The 21,587-nt window shown below is 39.8% G+C and carries 18 protein-coding genes; 6 read left to right on the plus strand and 12 right to left on the minus strand.

Annotated elements, in window-relative coordinates; translation table 11 throughout:
• Nucleotides 1-36: 36 nt before the first annotated feature.
• The gene (locus MUO15_RS07150; protein WP_245034757.1) at nt 37-1,257 is read right to left on the minus strand and encodes a hemolysin family protein; all 1,221 of its coding nucleotides are present in this window, start codon (nt 1,255-1,257) and stop codon (nt 37-39) included.
• Between the two features lie 392 nt (nt 1,258-1,649).
• Between MUO15_RS07150 and MUO15_RS07155 the strand changes: the two genes are divergently transcribed.
• The 4 genes from MUO15_RS07155 to MUO15_RS07170 all read left to right on the plus strand — a co-directional run bounded on the left by MUO15_RS07155 (nt 1,650) and on the right by MUO15_RS07170 (nt 6,241).
• Nucleotides 1,650-3,206 carry an ABC-F family ATP-binding cassette domain-containing protein gene (locus MUO15_RS07155; protein ID WP_245034759.1) on the plus strand — a complete coding sequence of 519 codons (1,557 nt, stop codon included), beginning with the start codon at nt 1,650-1,652 and terminating at the stop codon, nt 3,204-3,206.
• 177 nt (nt 3,207-3,383) lie between these two features.
• Nucleotides 3,384-4,517: a DUF2515 domain-containing protein gene (locus tag MUO15_RS07160; protein WP_245034761.1), complete on the plus strand. Its 1,134-nt coding sequence runs from the start codon at nt 3,384-3,386 to the stop codon at nt 4,515-4,517.
• A 407-nt stretch (nt 4,518-4,924) separates the two neighbouring features.
• The gene (locus MUO15_RS07165) at nt 4,925-5,299 is read left to right on the plus strand and encodes an SET domain-containing protein (RefSeq protein WP_245034763.1); all 375 of its coding nucleotides are present in this window, start codon (nt 4,925-4,927) and stop codon (nt 5,297-5,299) included.
• 123 nt (nt 5,300-5,422) lie between these two features.
• On the plus strand, nt 5,423-6,241 hold the full coding sequence (locus MUO15_RS07170; RefSeq protein ID WP_245034765.1) for a squalene/phytoene synthase family protein: 819 nt from the start codon (nt 5,423-5,425) through the stop codon (nt 6,239-6,241).
• A gap of 143 nt (nt 6,242-6,384) precedes the next feature.
• Here MUO15_RS07170 and MUO15_RS07175 read toward each other — a convergent pair whose 3' ends face one another.
• The 7 genes from MUO15_RS07175 to abc-f form a co-directional block, all read right to left on the minus strand.
• Nucleotides 6,385-7,908, minus strand: a complete 1,524-nt coding sequence (locus MUO15_RS07175) for a glycine betaine uptake BCCT transporter (RefSeq protein ID WP_245034767.1) — start codon at nt 7,906-7,908, stop codon at nt 6,385-6,387.
• A gap of 373 nt (nt 7,909-8,281) precedes the next feature.
• On the minus strand, nt 8,282-8,755 hold the full coding sequence (locus MUO15_RS07180) for a GNAT family N-acetyltransferase (RefSeq protein WP_245034769.1): 474 nt from the start codon (nt 8,753-8,755) through the stop codon (nt 8,282-8,284).
• A gap of 128 nt (nt 8,756-8,883) precedes the next feature.
• Entirely contained in the window at nt 8,884-9,984 is a 1,101-nt protein-coding gene (gene ddlA, locus MUO15_RS07185) for a D-alanine--D-alanine ligase (RefSeq protein ID WP_245034771.1), read from the minus strand.
• Between the two features lie 190 nt (nt 9,985-10,174).
• Nucleotides 10,175-11,641: a protein adenylyltransferase SelO gene (locus MUO15_RS07190; RefSeq protein ID WP_245035890.1), complete on the minus strand. Its 1,467-nt coding sequence runs from the start codon at nt 11,639-11,641 to the stop codon at nt 10,175-10,177.
• A 666-nt stretch (nt 11,642-12,307) separates the two neighbouring features.
• Nucleotides 12,308-12,814: a hypothetical protein gene (locus tag MUO15_RS07200; RefSeq protein ID WP_245034773.1), complete on the minus strand. Its 507-nt coding sequence runs from the start codon at nt 12,812-12,814 to the stop codon at nt 12,308-12,310.
• 569 nt (nt 12,815-13,383) lie between these two features.
• Nucleotides 13,384-13,962, minus strand: a complete 579-nt coding sequence (locus MUO15_RS07205; protein ID WP_245034775.1) for a GNAT family N-acetyltransferase — start codon at nt 13,960-13,962, stop codon at nt 13,384-13,386.
• Nucleotides 13,963-14,023: 61 nt separating this feature from the next.
• Entirely contained in the window at nt 14,024-15,598 is a 1,575-nt protein-coding gene (gene abc-f, locus MUO15_RS07210) for a ribosomal protection-like ABC-F family protein (RefSeq protein ID WP_245034777.1), read from the minus strand.
• Nucleotides 15,599-16,043: 445 nt separating this feature from the next.
• On the opposite strand from abc-f, the gene MUO15_RS07215 reads away from it, so the two are divergent.
• Nucleotides 16,044-17,009 carry a S66 family peptidase gene (locus MUO15_RS07215; protein WP_245034779.1) on the plus strand — a complete coding sequence of 322 codons (966 nt, stop codon included), beginning with the start codon at nt 16,044-16,046 and terminating at the stop codon, nt 17,007-17,009.
• A gap of 35 nt (nt 17,010-17,044) precedes the next feature.
• On the opposite strand, the gene MUO15_RS07220 is transcribed toward MUO15_RS07215, so the two are convergent.
• Nucleotides 17,045-17,806, minus strand: a complete 762-nt coding sequence (locus tag MUO15_RS07220) for a (S)-benzoin forming benzil reductase (protein ID WP_245034781.1) — start codon at nt 17,804-17,806, stop codon at nt 17,045-17,047.
• A gap of 130 nt (nt 17,807-17,936) precedes the next feature.
• On the opposite strand from MUO15_RS07220, the gene MUO15_RS07225 reads away from it, so the two are divergent.
• Entirely contained in the window at nt 17,937-18,572 is a 636-nt protein-coding gene (locus MUO15_RS07225; RefSeq protein WP_245034784.1) for a YczE/YyaS/YitT family protein, read from the plus strand.
• 25 nt (nt 18,573-18,597) lie between these two features.
• Here the strand turns inward: MUO15_RS07225 and MUO15_RS07230 are convergent, their stop codons facing one another.
• The 3 genes from MUO15_RS07230 to MUO15_RS07240 all read right to left on the minus strand — a co-directional run bounded on the left by MUO15_RS07230 (nt 18,598) and on the right by MUO15_RS07240 (nt 21,559).
• On the minus strand, nt 18,598-19,035 hold the full coding sequence (locus MUO15_RS07230; protein ID WP_245034787.1) for a hypothetical protein: 438 nt from the start codon (nt 19,033-19,035) through the stop codon (nt 18,598-18,600).
• Between the two features lie 36 nt (nt 19,036-19,071).
• Entirely contained in the window at nt 19,072-19,956 is an 885-nt protein-coding gene (dat, locus tag MUO15_RS07235) for a D-amino-acid transaminase (RefSeq protein ID WP_245034790.1), read from the minus strand.
• Between the two features lie 187 nt (nt 19,957-20,143).
• A complete protein-coding gene (locus MUO15_RS07240; RefSeq protein WP_245034794.1) occupies nt 20,144-21,559 on the minus strand; it encodes a SpoVR family protein in 1,416 nt (471 codons plus the stop codon).
• Nucleotides 21,560-21,587 lie beyond the last annotated feature (28 nt).

Genomic DNA, 21,587 nt, shown 5'->3' on the forward strand with positions numbered 1-21,587 from the left:
CCATCCGGAAGACCTAAACTCAAGTATTAGCTACCTTTATTTAAGAATCAAGGCCTTCCTGATCGTTCTTCCTTCTGTTTCTAACACTTTAAACGTCAGGTTGTCTCGCTCCAACACTTCTCCCTCTCCAGGAAAATCGTTAAATTCTTTTAACAGATATCCAGCAAGAACATCCTCTTCTTCTGGAATTTCTGTATTAAAAACGGAATTTAACCGACGAAGCGTTATTTTCCCATCACAAATGATTTCGGTGTCCGTAACCTTTTCAATGATCGCTTCGCTTGCAAGATCCATTTCATCTTCAATTTCTAAACCAATCATTGCTTCGATTACATCTTCATGTGTTAGGATTCCTTCTGTTCCACCATACTCGTCCAGTACGATGGCCATATGCTTCTTCTCTTTCGTCATTTTGCGGAAGACCCATTCAATCGGATGGAATTCATAGATGACCAATGGATCTGTATAACTAAATGCCTCCAGTGGCTTCTCTTGCTCTGTGGACCACGATAGCAAATACTTTGAATGGAAGACAGCGACAATGTCATCAATATCCTCTTTATAAACGGGATATCTTGTGAACGGATTTTGAATCACAACATCCCTTACTTCTTCAAAAGTGGCCGTACTCTGAAGAGCGGTCATCTCTACCCTTGGTGTTTTTAATACATCCTTGACATTTAAATTGTAAAAATCGAGTACTCCTTTGATACGGTGGGATTCTGCCTGATTAAATGTTCCTTCAGAATCTGCAATATCTACCATTGCACGCAGTTCTTCTTTCGATATGGATACATCGTTTGGCTGATCCTTGGCGAGGAATCTTGTGATAAATCCCGTAAGCCAATTAAGTACAATCGTTACCGGTTTAAACACAACAACAAATAACCGGATGATCGGGGATACAAGAAGTGCGATACGGTCAGGGAATGCAGCTGCAACTGATTTTGGAATGACCTCAGAAAAGACGATAATCGTAACCGTTAAAATAGCAGAAGCAAGCCCCACATTAAATCCATATTGAATCGCAAGCGTTGTCACAAGCGTAGGAAGTAATATATTGGCAATATTGTTTCCAATTAGAATTGTGGTAATAAATTCGCCTGGTTTAGAAACTAAATCTAAAAGTTTCTCAGCCTTTCTATCATTGTTACCTGCCCTCGTTTGCAGTCTCATCTTATTGGTGGCTGTCAATGCCGTTTCACTTCCTGAAAAGAAAAATGAAACAAATAATAAAAATATGATCGCAATGATCACTAGCAATTTCCTCCTTAACTATGTAAAAAACATAATATCGTGTTAACTTTAAATTACTTTTGAAACCGATAAAAGTCAAATCATTCGTATCTCCCAACATGCCATTTCTTCATCCGTTTTTTCCAAATCATCTTTGTTTTCTCAGATTAAAATAAGTGTACTTTATTGCTATTCTCCTCCATTCTTTGGTGTTTTATTAAAATAATTAACACAAATTTAACCATCATTACTGCACAACCCATCCGTCCATGCTCTCATTTTGTCAAAAGGAAAGCCGAGTCACTAACTTTGTATGTATCTACCTACCCAATTGTTTATTAACCACTATCACTTTAAGGCAATGCCCTTTATAATAGATAAGCATGAATCTATATAAGGAAAAGGTGTTTCAAATGAGTTTACTCACAGTTAATAATTTGAGTCACGGATTCGGGGATCGTGCAATCTTCGAAGATGTCTCTTTTCGTTTATTACAAGGAGAACATATTGGACTTATAGGCGCTAATGGCGAAGGTAAGTCTTCTTTTATGAATATCATCACAGGCCAGCTAGAGCCTGATGCGGGAACCATCACATGGTCTAAGCACGCACGTATCGGTTATCTTGATCAGCATGCGGATTTAAAGCAAGGCATGACTATGCGGGACGTACTCAGGACAGCTTTTCAATACTTGTTTGATATGGAAGCAGAGATGAATCGACTGTTTTCGAAAATGGGAGAAGTGGGGCCAGACGAGTTGGAAGAATTACTGGAAGAAACCGGTCGGCTTCAAGATGCCCTTACAACGAATGATTTCTACACGATCGACGCCAAAGTAGAAGAAGTTGCCAATGGCCTTGGTCTGGATGACATCGGACTCGAGCGTGATGTTTACGACTTGAGTGGCGGGCAGCGGACGAAAGTGTTGCTTGCCAAACTGCTTCTAGAGAAACCAGACATTTTGTTACTCGATGAACCAACGAACTATCTTGACGTTGAACATATCGGATGGTTGAAAAATTATCTACTGGAATACGATCATGCCTTTATTCTGATTTCTCATGACATCCCTTTTCTCAATAGTGTTGTTAATTTGATCTATCACATGGAAAACCAACAGGTTACACGTTACCCAGGGGACCATGACGAATTCCTCCGCGTCTATGAAATGAAAAAACAACAATTAGAATCGGCATATAAGAAGCAGCAAAAAGAGATCGCCAGCTTAAAGACCTTTGTAGCAAAAAACAAGGCAAATGCGGCAACGAGTAAGTTGGCTACGTCTCGTCAGAAAAAGCTAGATAAGATGGATGTCATCGAATTAGATTCTGAAAAGCCAAAACCAAAGTTTCAGTTCAAACAAGCACGCACTTCCGGCAAATCCCTGTTTGAAACAAACGATCTTATCATTGGCTACAATGAACCTCTCTCCCGCCCTCTCAACTTGTCGATGGAACGTGGACAAAAGATTGCGTTATCAGGGGCGAATGGAATCGGGAAAACGACACTTTTACGAAGTATCCTCGGTGAAATCAAACCTGTATCTGGTTCGGTACAACTAGGAGATTACCTTCATATCGGTTATTTTGAACAAGAATTAAAAGAAGCAACCAGCAACACCTGCATTCAAGAAATATGGGATGAATTTCCTCACTTTACCCACCATGAAGTGCGCGCTTCCCTGGCCAGGTGCGGTCTCACCAAAAAACATATCGAAAGTAAAGTTCAAGTGTTGAGCGGTGGTGAAAAGGCGAAGGTTCGACTCTGTAAATTAATCAATAAGGAGACCAACCTGCTCGTACTCGACGAACCGACCAACCACCTGGATGTGGATGCAAAAGCAGAACTTAAACGCGCATTGAACGATTACAAAGGCAGTGTGCTTTTAATTTCACACGAACCAGAATTTTATCAAGATATTGTCACAGATGTTTGGAATTGTGAGAATTGGACTACTAAAGTATTTTAACAGAAAGGGCTGCCCTGTAACTTAAGGCAGTCCTTTCTTAAGGTTTGCGACCTGTCCTTGAATAAGCGAAAATCAACAAGCAAATACTATATATTACAATTATTTTCCATGAATCATGCTTCGTTACCTCCTGTAATACACTCTTCATATATGCATAGATCCCGATGAAAGGAGGAGATGATCATCTTTAAGCAGACTCGAGACCATATGAAGATCTTAAAAAAGCAATTAAAAAAAGCGATTAGGCAACAAACCGATAGGCACAACCTCACGCAAGAAGAGGAAAACATCATCCAAACCATACGTTCCGTCACTCGGAAACAGAATCAAAACAATGTGACCCGAACGCAGGCCTACTTTGATTTTTACCAAAAGCATCCGGAAATTCATTGGGCGTTGTTGGCACACTTGGTGTCACGTAATGCCGGATGGAATATGACCGACCTTAAAGGGGAGTATTTACCGAAGCTTTTATCCACGAAAGAGCAGACCGATTTTTTTGTGTTCCTGGAGCGGGGCAATTGGTTGATTTTCCAAGATGCTTATCCACAGCTACTGTTGTATGAAGAAAGCAAAAAGTGTGGAAGGCCGCTTTTTCATCTATTGTCTTCCATGGAGGTTTCTAGATTCATGGAACCGTTTTGGAATCAATTCTGGACTGAGTCTACAAAGGAAGAGCTGACGATCGCTCTGATCATTAATGAACAGCAATACATTGAGGGACGTGTCATTCAAAATAAACAATACAAGGACACTGTGCTGAACACGATTATGTTCAAGCTTCAAGACCTATTTGAGTTCAATCATATTTTGTTCCCCTATACGACCTCTGTCCAAAAGAAGACCAAATTGGTCGGGGGAACCGTGCACCATTTTTCTTCAGTGAAGGATCGAATCATTCTTGGAAAAGGGTTATATGATTTACTCTTTTCCGTTCAAAGCCGCTTGGCACAAACGATTGAATGGACGAAATCCCACCCTCATACCGGATCCCGCAAGGACTTTTGGCCTCAATTGTTTAATGATGTGAAAGAAACGGCACCCGGCCAGAAGCATGAATTGCAAAGCAGTCCTTGTTCATTAAAACCTGAAACGCAGCGGATTTACAGCCCGGCGCTTACTGACTCATGGAGAGATTGGCCTCACCTGGATGCTGAGTCAGGTGATTGGTATAGAAATAAGAAGATGCTACATTTTTTAAAGAAGCCTGTGAAAATTTTGAGCGGGGATATTCAGGACAGTTACTGTAAGAGCATTGAAGAGATGGAACTGGCCGCTTCAACAAAATCCCTTTTTCATAAAAACGGATGAGTCACGAAGGTGTTAAATCGAATGTTTCCCTTCAAGCGAGGATCTCGAAACCTTTTTAATACCTTTAGTATCCATTCCTTTTTCCAAAATGAAGGGGGTAATCACAAGCAATTTCAGCCTTAGGATTATTTACCTCCCATAAAAACTCTCGACGTGCTGCTCCTTTATGCAGGTAGAAGATTTCTCGTCATAACCCTTTATTTTATTCTTACCCCTATTGTTGAATATAAGATTTAGATATAATTTGAAATAGTCATTTATACTCGTTGCTTTCATTCAATAATCCCCTCAGCATAAGGGGATAGTATGTCCTAAATGGAATGATTAAAACAGTTGCTTTCATCCTTATCAACTGTCAGACTTAAGAAGTTAAAGTATTCATTGAAAAGAAGGCGCAGGTGACCAACATGATAGAAATAAGATCTTCCACACTTACCAATGAAGAGTTCAATAGAGGAGTATTCGCTACACGCAACATAGCAAAACATGAGCTTATCCATGAAGCACCGGTGATTCCTTATCCTAATGAGGAACATGTATTCATAGAGCAAACTCGACTTGCAGATTATGCCTTTGAGTATGGTGAGAATCACACAGCGTTTGTCTTAGGATATGGTATGATGTTTAACCACTCGTATAAACCTAATGCAAATTACAAAATTAACTTTACGAATCACACGTTTGACTTTTATGCTTACACGGATATAAAAGCAGGAGAAGAGATATTTATTAACTATAACGGCGTTGTCGATAACAATGACCCATTATGGTTTAACGAATAGATAATGACTGAGGTGAAACCAACGCGCAACCATAGGGACTACATTTGTAGTTCCTCCAAAGATCTTTAAATTCGTTGTGCATCAAATATTTTTAGGTTAAGTTTGACAATGGAGGAAAAAGATATGAATAACGAAACAAAATTACGAAAAGAAGCCATGCACATGTTGAAACTTACAAGCAGGACTTTTTACATTCCTATTAGTCTTTTAGAGCCCACGTTGAAAAAGACAGTAGCTTCTGCTTATTTGTGCATGCGAGCTATTGATGAAATCGAAGATCACGAAATGATAGATTCAGCAGCGAAACAACACTTATTACGCTCGGTTAGCCAGCTTTTGAGAAATGACTTTGATAACGATGCGTATGACGAATTGGTACATCCATACAAGAACCTTCTCCCCGAGGTAACTTTGCGCCTTGGAGATTGGATTTCCTTATGCCCTAGCGGAATCATTGAAAAAGTAAAAGATTCGACGAGCGTCATGGCAGCTGGAATGGCAGAATGGGTAAGTAAAGATTGGCATATAAAAAGCAAAGAGGATTTGGATGACTACACCTATTATGTAGCAGGGTTGGTTGGCGTTATGCTCTCAGATATTTGGCAATGGAGCGACGATATAGTGACAGACAGAGAGCTGGCTATCGCTTATGGAAGAGGCTTACAAGCCGTAAACATTCTAAGGAATCAACACGAAGATCAGGAGCGTGGTGTGAAGTTTCTTCCAGATGGTTGGAGCAGAGCAGACATGTTCACTTATGCAACAAATAATCTGAGCTTGGCAGATGAGTACATAAAGGATATAAATAACCGCAATATTCTTTTATTTTGTAAAATCCCTCTTGCCCTAGCTAAAAAAACACTTAAAACATTAAAAAGCGGTAGAGAAAAGATTTCTCGAAATGAAGTAGAAACGATTGTTGAGGGGATAAAGAAAGAGTAATTTCTTTTTTGCCGAATTTCAGGCAAAGGCCGCGGCCGCTGTATTATTAAAACTAATAAAGTAAGCCCGTCGCCCGTCCTAGAGACGGGCTTACAAAAGATTGAACAAGCTATGGCACGTTTCTCCAGAATGATTTTTCTTCTTTACGATTTCTTCTTAGGAGGATTGAATCGACCAACCCCTAATTCTCTCCCTTCTTTATAAATGGCTTTAACGAAACTGATTGTCATTAGTAACATGATAATAGAAAATGGTAAAGCAGCAATAATCATCGTATTTTCCAAAGCTTGAAGGCCTCCTGTATATAGAAGAGCGAGTGCAATGGCTGAAAGTAAACAACCCCAAATTAGTTTAATGGTCATGCCGGGGTGCTGCGACCCATCGGAAGTCATCATCCCCAATACATATGTTCCTGAATCTGCGGAAGTAATAAAAAACGTGCTAATCAGTGTGATAGCGACAAGGGAGGCAATAATGCTAAATGGAAAGTTAGCCAAGACCCCAAATAATGACTCTTCTGTGGCTAAAGATGAAAGGCTATCTATCCCATTGTGTTCAAGTGAAATAGCTGTCCCGCCAAAAGTCGCGAACCATAAGAACCCGATGACTGACGGAATAATTAATACCGTAAAGACAAATTCTCTTATACTGCGGCCTCTGGAAACACGAGCAATAAATATACCTACAAACGGTGACCATGCAATCCACCACGCCCAGTAGAATACGGTCCATCCATTAATCCATCCTCTTGCCTCTTCATTGAGCGGCGCTAACCGAAAACTCATAGCCGGGAGGTTCTGTAAGTAAGTCCCGAGCGAAGTCGTAAATAAATTTAATTGAAATAACGTTGGCCCAACAATAAAGACAAAACCAAATAATAAGAGCGCTATAATCATATTAGCATTACTTAAAATTTTAATTCCTTTACCTAAGCCTGACCAAGCTGAAATCATAAACAAAACCGTGACAATAGCTATAATAATAAATTGAACGACAATGTTGATAGGGATGTCAAACAAATAAGATAATCCACCATTAATCTGGACCGCGCCAAAACCAAGTGTTGTGGCTACCCCTATAACTGTAGCGATGACAGCCAAAATATCAATGATTTTCCCAAGATTCCCCTCTGCTGCTTTCTCACCGATAATCGGATGCAGAGTGGCACTAATTAACCCTTTTCTCCCATGTCTAAAATTAAAGTAAGCTAGCACTAGTGCCACGATTCCATATATCGCCCATGCGTGGATCCCCCAGTGAAAAAAAGTAAATCTCATGGCATCCTTAATAGCTTGATCTGTACCTGTTTCACCGGTAGGAGAACTGATCGCATAATGGCTGATCGGTTCAGCTGTTCCCCAAAACACGAGCCCTATCCCCATTCCGGCGCTGAACAACATAGCAATCCAGGTGGGCCTTGTGAATTCAGGCTTTTCCCCTGACTTCCCAAGTCTGATTCTTCCCAATGGAGAAATTAAAAAGACCAAACATACTAAAACGAATAGCGTCACTACGATCAAATAGTACCAGCCAAATTTATTTGATATAAATGCTTGAACATCAGCTGTAGTGGTTTCCAAACTCTCCGGCCATAAGATACCTATAATAACGAGCAACAAGATAAACCCTGCCGATATATTGAACACGGGTGTGAACTTTTTTAGCATTATAGAAGAACTCCTTTCCTCTAGAAAATGACACAATCGTCCTCCCCAACAAAGATTTGGGGACTAGGGATTTGAAAAATGGTTTATGTCGTTATTATCTTTAGGACGGCTGCTTTTATTCATAAGCGCTTATGTAATTGATCTTCACACGAGGTTGCTTAGGCTTTTTCTTTGTACCATAAAGAAGCCTGACCGTTAGACTTACTAGCGGTCAGGCTTCTAGTTCATTGCTTCAGATATTAATATCCTTTTTTTGCAGTATTTTCGAATTTGCGGAAAAAACTTTCCTGCCCAAGTCTTGAATATTAGAAACGTCAGCAAAATAAATATACTACGTCCGATAACTGAAGGCGATTAAAAATTAGAAATATCCTTAATTCTTTTTAACCATAGTAATGAATTCTGCAAAATCTGTTGTGAATTTGTCCTTTTTTACAAACCCTAGTTTTTTATATAAATGGATGGCTCTTTTATTAAATGTTGCTACAGTTAGCCTTATAGAAGCCCTATCAGTGTTTTCCTTTATATGCTGAATGATGAACGAACAAAAGTTGTAACCATTTCCTTTTCCTACATAGTTTGGATTCATTCCTAGACCCATATCCACAAATTCTCCAAAGTAAGCTCCATATTGTTTTCCAATTGGGACTTGGGCTGAATCTCCCGTACAAAAGAACCCAAGTACTTCCCCATTCTCATCAATAAGTGCCTTGTATGTACCGTTAAGCCTTTCTCTTATTTCTTCATCCGATAATTCATTATTATAAAAATCATAGGGGCCTTCATAATTCCAGGTAAGGATTTGAGTTGCTAATGTCTCGTTCATATTTTTAACTATTAAATCCACACTAACCTCTCCTCAAAAATTCATGTAGATGGGCTCGATCATGACATTCATAATTCAGGACATTGAACAATATTCATGGCAAAAATAAAACAGGCGCTCTAGTTACTAAGCGCGCTGAAAATTTGATTCTAATCAACAGAATTCTTCAACACTTGATCTTGGCTATGTCTTTCAATTGCTAGATCAATTAATTTTTCTATAAGTCCTGAATAAGATAATCCACTTGCTTCCCAGAGTTTTGGATACATACTAACTTTAGTAAATCCAGGCAAGGTGTTCACTTCATTAATAATCAGTTCCCCATTTTCTTGCAGGAAAAAATCAACCCTCCCCATTCCTTGACATTCTAATTCTTTAAATGCTTTTATAGCTGTTTCTTGTATTTTGTTTACTTGTTGATCATCTAGGCTGGCAGGAATATCTAGGATAGCACCATTTTCATCAATATATTTGGTTTCATACGAGTAAAAATCACCCTGTGGAAGAATTTCTCCTGGTAAAGAAGCAGATGGCGAGTCATTACCTAAGACTGCACATTCAATTTCCCTGCCGACTACATTTTCCTCGATTAAAACCTTATGGTCATAAGAAAAGGCTTCCTCTAGTCCTCTAGTGAATTCCTTATCACTATGTATTTTACTAACCCCTACTGATGATCCTTGATTGGCAGGTTTAATAAAAAATGGAATACCTAGTTTTTCCTTTACTTGTTGGAAGGAAATATCCTCTTTATCTGACCTTCGAAACGTTAAAGAATTTGCTACTTTTAAACCTGCACCTGTTAGAAGTTTTTTAGCTATATCTTTGTCCATACATACAGCCGAACCTAAAACATTGGCTCCCACATAAGGGATATTAGTAAGTCTTACCATACCTTGGATACTTCCATCTTCGCCTAGCGTTCCATGGAGGATAGGGAAAATCACATCTAATTGTTCTAAAGATCCGGAATCACTAATATTTAAGATTTGGTCACTCTTTCTTCCGGGCACAACAGCAATATTTTGATTTGTTTTATTTAACTCAATAAGCTTTGGATTATTCTCGTTGATAAGATATTTGGAATTCGTGTTTAAATGCCAATTCCCTTGTTTATCGATACCAATTAGTGTTACTTCATATTTGTTATGATCGATGGCATCCATGATATTTTTAGCCGACTGTAAAGAAACCTCGTGTTCTGCAGATTTGCCGCCAAAAATTAAACCCACACTAATTCTTCCAGACATTGTATCCCTCCGTTAAATCTCAAATTAACCAAACTTATACACCCATATATATGGACGGTGTCCACAGTTTAATGCGTTTATATTTCACCATATATAACCACGTTCATTACGGCCCCTCTTCAAAAAAAGCGCCTAACTCCCAATACGCTAGCGTTTCACGTATTAGAGGTCAAGCACTTAACATCTCTAATCAGGTTCCACAAAAAGTTCGGTAGGGACCGTTTGATGGCTCAGGCAATTTGCTATATTCCTTCTGTTCGGGAGAATACGCATAAGGATTTGAAAGAACATCCATAAGCCGCTCCATCACACTGTAGTCTGCTTTTTCCACTGCAGCTTCAAGTGCCTCTTCTACCCGGTGGTTGCGAGGGATAACTGCAGGGTTTACGTTCTTCATCAATTGATAGGCAGACGGTTTCGATTGCTCCTGTCTTGTCAGTCTCTCCTGCCACTGCTCATACCAGTGAGTAAAATCTGTCGCCCCATTCATAGCCGTCTCCTCTGGCTTATCTAACGTTAGGGCGCGAAACGTATTGGTAAAGTCGGCACGGTGCTTCTTCATGATACGGAGAATGTCTTCGATCAAGGCTTCGTCCTGCTCCTCTTCGTTCTGAATTCCTAGTTTTTCTCTCATTCCCTCAAGCCAATGATTATGATACAACTCCTCAAACTTGAAAAGAGCCTCCTCGGCCAGTTTGACCGCATGATCTTGATCTTCATGAAACAGTGGCAAAAGGGCTTCTGCAAAACGCGCGAGGTTCCACTGACCAATCGGAGGTTGATTTTGATAGGCATAGCGGCCTTGAACATCAATCGAACTGAATACCGTCATCGGGTTATATTCATCCATAAAGGCGCATGGGCCATAATCGATGGTTTCTCCGCTGATGGTCATATTGTCGGTGTTCATCACCCCATGGATAAAACCGACCAGCTGCCATTTGGCAATCAACGCTGCCTGACGCTTGACCACTTCTTGAAAAAGCGAAAGATATCGATCTTCATTATCTTCAATATCCGGGAAATGACGCTGTATTGCATAGTCAGCCAGTATCCGAAGATCCTCCACGGTGCCCCGATTTGCTGCGTATTCAAAGGTCCCAATGCGCAAATGACTGGCAGCCACACGTGTCAAAATGGCACCCGGCAGCTCGGTTTCACGAATGACAGACTCCCCAGTTGTCACAACAGAGAGACTACGGTTGGTAGGAACACCAAGTGCATGCATCGATTCACTGATGATATATTCGCGGAGCATCGGTCCAAGTGTCGCTCGGCCGTCACCCCCGCGGGAGAATGGCGTTCGGCCAGAACCTTTGAGTTGAATGTCAAAACGCTCACCTAAAGGGGTGATCTGCTCACCTAGCAGCACAGCCCGACCGTCCCCTAACATGGTAAGATTCCCGAACTGATGGCCCGCATAAGCCTGGGCAATCGGCAAAGCGCCTTCAGAAATTTGATTTCCAGCAAAAACTTCTATACCCTCTTCGCTTTGTAGCTTCTTAACGTCCAACCCCAAAGATTTTGCCAAAGATTTATTAAGAACGACCAACTCCGGTGAACGCACAGGGGTTGCTTCGCTGCTTTCAAAAAATAATTCTGGCAGACAGGAGTAACTGTTATCAAAATTCCATCCTATTTCTCTATACTGTGTCATCATATCTCCTTTGATTGCTTTGTCATATTTCTATCCAGGTATATTCTTCTACAAAACACAAAAAATCATAGGCACCTATGATCTTTTAATTGTATGCACTTGTTTAAGTTGTACGGGGCTTCTCCACTTATTCTCATATTTAACAGAAATATTACTTTTATAAGACCAAAACTAATACCCACAGGATCTACTAGGTATGCGAGAAAAAATTCATCAAACTCCATCTTCTCTCGTACCACCATTGCACCATTATCCTTTGCTTTGGAGATAGAATCATCTATAGAATCAACCTCTATTTGAATACATGTGCCATGGGGATGATCATTAGATCCTTTACTTATTCCACCTCGATTCCAGTTCTCCCACTACCTTTTTCCGGAGAAACAGCCCCCCATCCAAATACATTGGAATAAAATTTTGCTGCTTTCTATGGTTCCTGACTGCTTAGTTCAAATCCAACAACTTTTCCCACTTTAAACACCCACTTCCAAAGAGTATAGAATTGCTTATTAAGATATTTTTCTTCTTTCCGATCTTTTCTTATTGAAGAAATGCTGCCAGTTTAACCATTTATTTCAATCCCCTTCTACTTTAACATAATCTTCTAATTATTTTTTAACTTCAACGATACGTCCCCTTTTACCTAACAAAGTGTGGAATGACTTATTATTTCCTTAAATACGGCTCTAGTTCGTTTAATAAGTTTTCACTCTCAATTATTAAATCGTTATATTTTAATACAGTCATTATAGATACAGCTATGTAAATACCTAATATTAAAATGAGGAAAATCCGAGACCATTTCGCTGAAATATGTCCGCTACGGAGTGGAATGTTTAATTTATCGGAAATTACTTTAATGTAAAAACTGGATAGTAAACTTAATACTAGACTAACTACTGCGGCAAATGTTCCTTTAAATTGATATTCTAATACCTCAACTGTTACTATACTTTCCTTTGGATTATCTAACCGTGATTCATCTAACTGAAATTGATTAGAAACATTTCCTTTCCAGTCATATTCTTCAATAATAACTCTATTATCCATTTCTTCAAGATTAATTCCAAATGGGGTGCCATAGTTTCCCAAAGATAAATAGTTATATACAAATAAAATCCCAAAAATTATGAGGATCTCAGACAAATAGAACAATATTCTTTTACCTTTCATAATTTCTCTCCCTTCATTAAAGGAAAAGAACGTAGGAGAACTTCTAATCCAGAAAAGAGTGTCGTTTCTTTCACTTTATACATTTATTCGCAATCCTGACCAACTCAGGAAGACCGAGCTGTACAACCGTACTTCACAGACCTTCCTGATCTGCGACCTTATCTAGAACAGCCTGGTGCATTACATCATTAATCTGGCAGCTCCATTATTTAACAAAAAACCACTTTGTGTAAACAACCATACCAAAAATAAAACAATTGCAGTTATACTCCAAACTGATCGTCTCCTTTTAGTTTTCTCTTTTTCATTATTTGCAGCGGCCCAAGAGGCAGTTAATACAACTGACAGAGCTATAAAAATCCAAAATATCATAATGCTCCTTTTCTCCTTCCCATCATCAAACGGGTACTAAGCATTTAAAACTTCACCAGAAGATTCATGCTGCGTAGATAATCCAGTTAAGCCCTCGTTACAGTAGACTTTGGGCAGACTATCTTAATTCTCTTGTTCAATCATATACCCCTTTTCTTAAAGATCACAGAAACATAAATTACAATAAAAACTCAGTTTCAGTTAAAGTCTTCTTGCTGTTTAAATTCCTCGGCTAAGATAGAATATAATTTTAAGTCTTGAAACTCTCCTTTAGCAAACATCCCTTTACGTACTATGCCTTCAAATGACATACCAACCTTCTCCATCACTCTTTGAGAAGCAATATTTTCAATAAAACATCTAGCTTGTATTCGTTCTAATTGTAGATCCCTAAATCCAAAATCAATTATTTTTTTTGTAGCTTCTGTTGTAAGACCATGTCCCCAATGATCCTTTGACAGCACATATCCAATTTCTGCATTTCCATGTTTTAAATTTAAAGTTACAAAATCAATAGTGCCTACAAGTTTTCCAGTGGATTTTAATTCCATACCCCATAGCGCCTTTTTGTGTTCTCTATAGCCATCTAGTATAAATTCCACAAATTCCTTTGTGTCCTCGATAGATTGATGTGTATCCCAACCTACTTTTTGGGATACACATGGGTTAGATCCATAATGAAAAATATCCTCTATGTCATTTTTATCTATTTTTCTAAGGATTAATTGGTTTGTTACTAACTTAGGCAAACTCTTATAAAAGGTGTTCAAATTCAATTATTCTCCCTCCCCTTATCAATCCTTAGCAAAAAGGCGACCAGGTCGGCCGCCTTTTTGCTTATTCCTTCATTTTATTTAATTTCGTTAACGTCTCCTGATATTCCTTCTCTAATTGCTTTTTATCGTCTTTATGGTCAAGCATGCTTAGCCGACTGACTAATTCCGTCATTTTTGTTTCAAGGGCTAGTTGATCATAATCCTCTTCTTGCACAGCCGGGCGATTTTGCTCGTTAATCCAATCGACCCATTTCCCTTCAAACATGCGTACTTTCTCATTTTTCATCAACCACAGTTGGTCGGCAACTTTTTCAATAAATCTCCTATCGTGTGTAATAAATAAAATGGTTCCTGGATAATCCTCAATTAATTTTTCCAATGATTGAAGGGCTTCGAAGTCAAGATGGTTTGTCGGCTCATCTAAAATGAGGATATTATAATCACCTGCTAATAGTCGGGCGAGAGCTACCTTAACTCGTTCCCCTCCACTCAGTGAATCGATTGATTTAAAGACATCCTCTCGATAAAAATGAAGGCGGGCGAGAATAATTCGAATGGTTGACTCATCGAGCGGACTTTGGTCACTAACGTACTTGTAAATGTTTGAATCTGCGGGCAGCTCGGTTAAATCTTGGAGAAAGTAACCTATCTTCGCTTGAGGTGCCCATTTCGTTCTGTCTTCCTTCAGGATTTGGTTGACTAAGGTTGTTTTTCCACAGCCATTATCGCCAATAAGTGCTGTCTTTGAACCTGTCTTTAGGGTTAACGATTCAATGGCATACAATGGTTTGTTAGAAAGTCTAGCTGTCAACTTCTCACTTGTCATCATGGTCGTTTGATGTAACGGCTCAACTTGATGATAATCCATCTTAACCCTTCCCCATTCAAATGGTTTATCAACAGTCTCTAACCGTTCCAACCTTCGTTCTAAATTCTTTCCTACTCGCTCAACTTTCTTCTGTTTCGAAGCTGCTTTATTTTTCCCTAGCTGCCATTCAGAATTACTCATTCTCTTTGGCGGCTTTCTCATCCCTTGCGATTGATCTAGTTTTTTGCGAATTCGATGCTCTAACCGTTTCTTTTCCTTCACATATTTCTCATATTCTTCATATTGCTTGGCCGTCTCCAGCTGTTTTTGTTCATGATAAAACGTGTAGTTGCCGTTATATACCTTAAATTCTCCCTCAGCTAATTCCCAAATTGTTGTACACGTATGGTCAAGCAATGCTCGATCGTGCGATATGACAACGTATGCTCCCTGATGAGAGCGAAGCTGTTGTTCTAAATAATCAATGTGGTTCAGATCAAGGTTATTTGTTGGCTCATCAAGCAGCAAAACATCTTTGTTGGAAGCGAATAGTTCGATGATTTTTGCTTGTGTTTCTTCCCCGCCACTCTTTTGCGATACCTCTTCTTCATTCAACTGCTCCATCCAACTGACGGACCCTTGCCATTGGACGGAGGAATGTGCCCCATCAAGCTCTCCTAATAAATATCTGATTAACATTGTTTTGCCTTGACCATTTTTTCCTACCAGACCAATTCGCTCCCCTTTATGAATGGTCAACTCATCAATTGAAAAAAGTGTCCGATCACCTATAGCATAATTTACGTTCATTGCACGCATAAATGACATTAAAAAGCCTCCCTGTTTCGTTCCAGAGAGGATACAAAGAAGCCTATTTTAAAAGCCTAATAGCTAAACACGACAAAGGACGTGCTCGAAGCAATGGCATTCGAAATGAAGGCAGACTAATCCTGTGTTCTGGAACGAGTGAATTTCATATTCTTCATACTCGTATAAAGCAACAGGATTAGTACTTCATTGCTTCAAACTTCAGTCCCTTCTATTTGAATTGCTTTTATTATATGATGAAAGTATCTAAAAGTACAGTCTATTTACGGAGGGAAGCATTATTAGCAGCCATATTTTCGTAAAAAATGCTGACCGCGGCGAAATTTAAATAATAGCGGCCAAATTAGTGTTTTCGCTGCTAAATCCTTACATATCGCGGCCATTCCTGAAAATTCCGGCTATTCCATTTAGATGATTCCAAAACAGCGAAAGTGAGTGATGAGAGATGATCCCGCCAAAACTTAAAGAAGGCGATGAAGTTCGAGTGATCTCCCCGGCAGAGAGTATGGCTATGATTGCCCATGATCAGCGTGACCTTGCCATTCAACGATTTAAAGAAATGGGTCTTACGGTTACATTCAGTCAGCATGCCTATGCAGAGAAAGCCTCCATTGAGAAGCGAGTGGCTGACCTCCATGATGCTTTCAGAGATCCAAACGTAAGAGCCATTCTAACAACAATCGGCGGTTATAGTAGCAATCAACTGCTCCAATATATAGATTATGACTTGATTGTCAGCCATCCAAAGATCTTGTGCGGATTTTCGGACATTACTGCACTTTCTCATGCTATTCATAAAAGGACTGGGTTAGTCACCTACTCAGGACCTCATTTTTCAAGCTTTGGCATGAAGAAGGGTATAGAGTATACAGCTGAATACTTCCAAAAAGCGCTGATGGCTCAGGATCCGGTCGCCATCCGCCCCGCCGATCACTGGAGTGATGATGAATGGTATATTGATCAGGAAAACCGCTCCTTTCATCTTCATGATGGCTATGTTGTTATAAATGAGGGTGGCGCAAAAGGAACAAGCATTGGTGGTAACCTTTGTACACTGAACCTTCTTCAAGGAACGGATTATATGCCTTCATTAGCTGGGGCCATTCTATTTATTGAAGACGATTTATTAACAAACGCTCCTACCTTTGATCGTGATTTACAATCACTGATCCATCAGCCAGAGTTTAATCACGTTCGCGGCATGGTGATTGGCCGTTTTCAAAAGCGGTCAGAAATTAAACTGGAAGATTTGAAGCAAATCATAGCATCGAAGCGGGAGTTTTCTGACTTACCTATTGTTGCGGAGGCTAGCTTTGGACATACGACACCAAGGTTTACCTTTCCTATTGGTGGAACTGTATCGCTTGAAGCAAAAGCTAATCGTGTCACCATTACTTTTATGAATCATTAGGAATGTACTAAGGTAAGACCTGAACTCTTGTGAGTTCAGGTCTTATTTTCAATTAAGTCATAAAGCTTATATACCTTACCGCTTTCAATGGAGGAAAAATCGTTCAATAAATCCATCAGTACAGCGGCAACCGTTCTAGGGGAGTTCAGATTTCCTTTCTCTTTCAAAGCTTTAAACTTATCAAGATCCGCAAATGCAGATTCCTTGGATGAACGAATTTCTTTTTGCATATCTGTATCTACCACACCAGGGCTATAGGCAAAGATTTTGTGTTCCTTGCCAGCCATGTCCTGTTCAAGGGCTGCTGTTTCAGTAAATCGATTAATGGCGGCTTTAGAACTGCTGTAAACACTCCATCCGTGAACAGACCGTTCCGCTGCACCCGAGGTAATATTGATGGCGGCTGTCTTTATGCCCTGATCATTTGCTTCTTTCAGTAAATGATTGAGGAACATCATCGGTGCAGTGACGTTGATCATCATATGTTTACTAACATCCTGCGACTGAAAATTCCCGACAGTCTCAATCGGTTCAATCACCCCGGCATTATTAACGAGGTAAATAAAGTGGGGATCGTCACGTGTTACTCGTTTCATCACTTGCTCGATTCCCTCCTCTAGCTGAGAAGGATCACTTAAGTCACAAGCAACATGTGTATAACTTCCACCGTATTTCTCGGCAAGTTCTCTATTCGAATGTCGGGACACACCAACAACATGAATTGACTTTGTTAAAAACTGTTCAGCAATGGCTTCTCCAAGTCCTCTCGAGTCTCCTGTTACAATTGCGTATTGCATGTATAGACCTCCTTGTTTTTCATCTTTTGTCACGTTCCCCTTTATTCTTTTTCAAAAACATACCTCCTTTACAACAATCACGTCAACGTATATGATTAAAAAAGTACAAGTCAGACTGAAGGTGTCAACTATGAAGTACGTTTATTTGTTTATTATTTATACCTTAGGGTTAGTGGTGTCAAGCCTAGGACTTGCCCTAATTATAAGATCGGGATTAGGTGTTGGTCCGGGTGATAGTATAGCTGTGGGGATATCCAGACACACGCCGATTACAGTAGGAAATGTAATGATCATTGCCTTCGTTATCCTTCTGTTAGTTAATGCCTGGCTTGAACGCAAGCGTCCTCAATTTGAATCACTGCTTCCCATCATCATTCGTGGACGGAGTCTTGATATTTTTCTTTATGGCCCACTCGACCAGGCAACCTTTGAAGCATGGTGGTCACAGTGGGGAATTTTCACCCTCGGTTTAGTAGCAACAGCTGTAGGAATAGCGGTTTACTTACGAACACCCTTCCCGCGTATTCCACTCGATCACTTTATGATGATCATGAATGAAAAAACGAAACGCTCTAAAAGCTCTGTACGGATAGCAACTGAATCTGGTATGGCCTTGATTGGCTTTCTTCTGGGAGCTCCTGTCGGGATCGGGACATTGATTGTCGCCTTATTGTTGGGCCCGTTTATTCAAACAGCTTATCAGGGAGCACGACCGATCGCCGCCATTTGGAGTACATCGAAGAAAAATCAGCGCAAAAAAGCGTGAACCGTAAAGAGGTTCACGCTTTTTCTTACTTTTTAAGTTCAAGATTTGTAATTCCTCGCTCCTCTAGCTCCTTCCCGATTTCCTCTTCGTATTCAACACGCTTTGCAATCATATCTTCCGTTAACGTGTCAGGGAGCGGACCAAATTCTTTCACCAATTCTTTTTCAGATAATTTTTCAACAAGTTTATCCCAAAAACTAAACTCATCATAATCCTCGACATACTTTTCTAGCAGCTGATTTTCAAAGTCCACCGCTAAATCGTGCACGTCAAATGTTTCCTCATATGTTACCTTATTCTCGAGTCCTGCTTCACTAAATTTAGAAAGAACAAGATTACGGACCTCTTCAAAAGATTCATCTAGTTCAAGCTGTGTTGAGTTGACCATCCATGTACCAAGAAAAACTGTTTCAACCAGCTTTTCATATTGGTCTTGGCTCATTTCTAAGTTGATTTTCTTCATAACATGCCTCCAATAGGTATCAATCTCGCCTGATCACTATGCCTTTAAGTGAGTAAACATGGATTGAGACTCTTTAATCTGTGCATCCTGCTCGTATTTTTGCTGCATTTTTCTTGTGATTGGACCCACTTGCCCTTCTTGAATCAGGTTTCCATCTACTTTCACAATCGGCATCACCTCAGCTGTACTGCTGGTCAAAAACAGTTCATCTGCATGGGGTATATCTTCAACACGGAATGTTTCCTCCACAAAAGGAATGTCTTCATCTTTACAAAACTGTTCAATTCGGGTTCGTACACATCCATGAAGAATATTTTCTTTGGCCGGGTGTGTGTACACTTTTCCATCACGCACAAAGTAAACATTCGATGAGCTGCACTCGGTAACCTCCCCATCCTTATGTAAAATGGCTTCAAAGCAGCTTTGCTCGCTTGCCTCCTGTTTAGCGATGACGTTCGGCAGCAGGTTCAAGCTCTTAATATAACACCAGTCCCAACGAACATCAGGGGTAGTTATCGCTGACACGCCGTCTGCCATGAAGTCAATTTTTCTCGGTAGATCCTGGACATAAGCATACAGGTTGGATTTAACATTTAAAGGGAAAGCATGATCTCTTGGAGCCGATCCGCGTGTAATTTGCATATAAATTTTAGCATCTTGTTGAATTTGGTTCTTTTCTAAGAGCTCATTCAACTGCTCATACATTTCTTCCTTCGTAAATGGCATCTTGAGTTTGACCGCTTCAGCTGAACGGTAAAGACGTTCGACGTGTTCTTCGATCAAATAATACTGGCCTCCGTATACTCGAATGACTTCATATATTCCGTCACCAAATTGAAGACCTCTTTCCTCGAATGGATAATTCAAATCATCTTTATGAACAAATTGGGATTCGGTTAATACATAATCATAGACACTCATCATTTCAGCCCCCTAAAGATCTTTTACTGTTTAACGATTAGTTTACCAAAAAAACATAAAATATAGGAAGCAAAAACAAAATCTCATCAATACACTCCATTGTACCCAAAAACACATGGAAATAAAACCCACCTCAGGTCATCCATAATATGGATGACCTGAGGTGGGTTTTATTGGATATTCCGCCTTACAGGTATTTCTTCTGGACTTTCTTGCCACCGTAGTTAAAGGCTACATTTCTTCCTTCTATGACGGTTTCCATGTGGACAGGACGTCCCCATAGCTGATAAATATAAGGAAGTGTTTTTTCTAAATAAGTCAAATCAAGCTCCACATCTTCAAAGTGATGCTTTAAATAAAGCTCACCGCTCTTCATGTAATCACCGTCTTGCACAGTCAAGTAAGGAAAGCCGCCGTTCACGCGCATTGTAATCAGTTGATCCCTTACCGACTCATGGTCCTTGTCAGTAATCTTGTATTTCTGCCCTTGTTTTTGAAATAAATACAAGTCCTCTTCCTTCGCCAACTCTTTCGTTAAATAGTTACGAATAAAGCTTTGATCGGACTCAATCTCCCGCACTTCAAAAATTTTCTCGCGTCCCGAGCCCGCCTCAATCCCATGTTTTTTCATTTCCTCTGTAGGATTATCGTATCGCCTTTCAATATCTTCGAAGATTTTCACCCCAAGATAATATGGATTCAATTGTGTTTTTGATGGCTGAACGACACTCGCATTTAAATTGGCAAAATCAATGACTTCACCACTCGTTAAGTCCATTTCCCTTAAGATTCTTGCGTGCCAATAAGAAGCCCAGCCTTCATTCATAATCTTCGTCTCAAGCTGCGGCCAAAAATACAGCATCTCTTCTCGCATCATGGTAAGAATGTCGCGCTGCCAATCATCAAGCTCACGGCTATATTCTTCAATGAATAAAAGTAAATCCTTCTCTGGCTGCGGCGGAAACTTTTTACTCTTCTTAAACTTCGGTTTTTGATCAGATGATTCTCCTATTTTCCATAAGTCATCATAAGGCGTTCTTGGCTTTTTATTTCCTTGTTCCTCATCAACTTCTTCATCAGGACTCCATGGTAATTGCGGTCTTACCAGGGATGGATCAATGTGTTCCTGGATCGCAAGAACTGCATCTAAGAATGCCTCTACTTCCTCCTTGCCGTGGATTTTCTCATATGCGGTAATTCGTTCAGCCGTTGCGGACATACTCTCTACCATATCTCGTTTCGTATTCTGGAAACGTGCATTATTTTTGAAAAAGTCGCAATGTGCTAACACATGGGCCACAATTAATTTATTTTGGATTAAACTATTTGAATTTAATAAGAACGCATAGCAAGGATTCGAGTTAATCACAAGCTCATAAATTTTACTTAAACCAAGATCATATTGCAGCTTCATTTTGTAATATTGTTTACCAAAACTCCAGTGGGAAAAACGCGTGGGCATCCCATAAGCTCCAAAAGTATAAATGATATCGTCTGGGCATACCTCGTAATGCATTGGATAAAAATCAAGACCAAATCCCTTTGCAATATCAGTAATTTCACTAATCGCCTGTTCAAGCTTACGATGATCTTCTTGTTTCAAAAATGCCCCCTCCTTAAGCTTTACCTAT

The sequence above is a fragment of the Halobacillus amylolyticus genome, assembly GCF_022921115.1.
GTDB classification, from domain to species: domain Bacteria; phylum Bacillota; class Bacilli; order Bacillales; family Halobacillaceae; genus Halobacillus_A; species Halobacillus_A amylolyticus.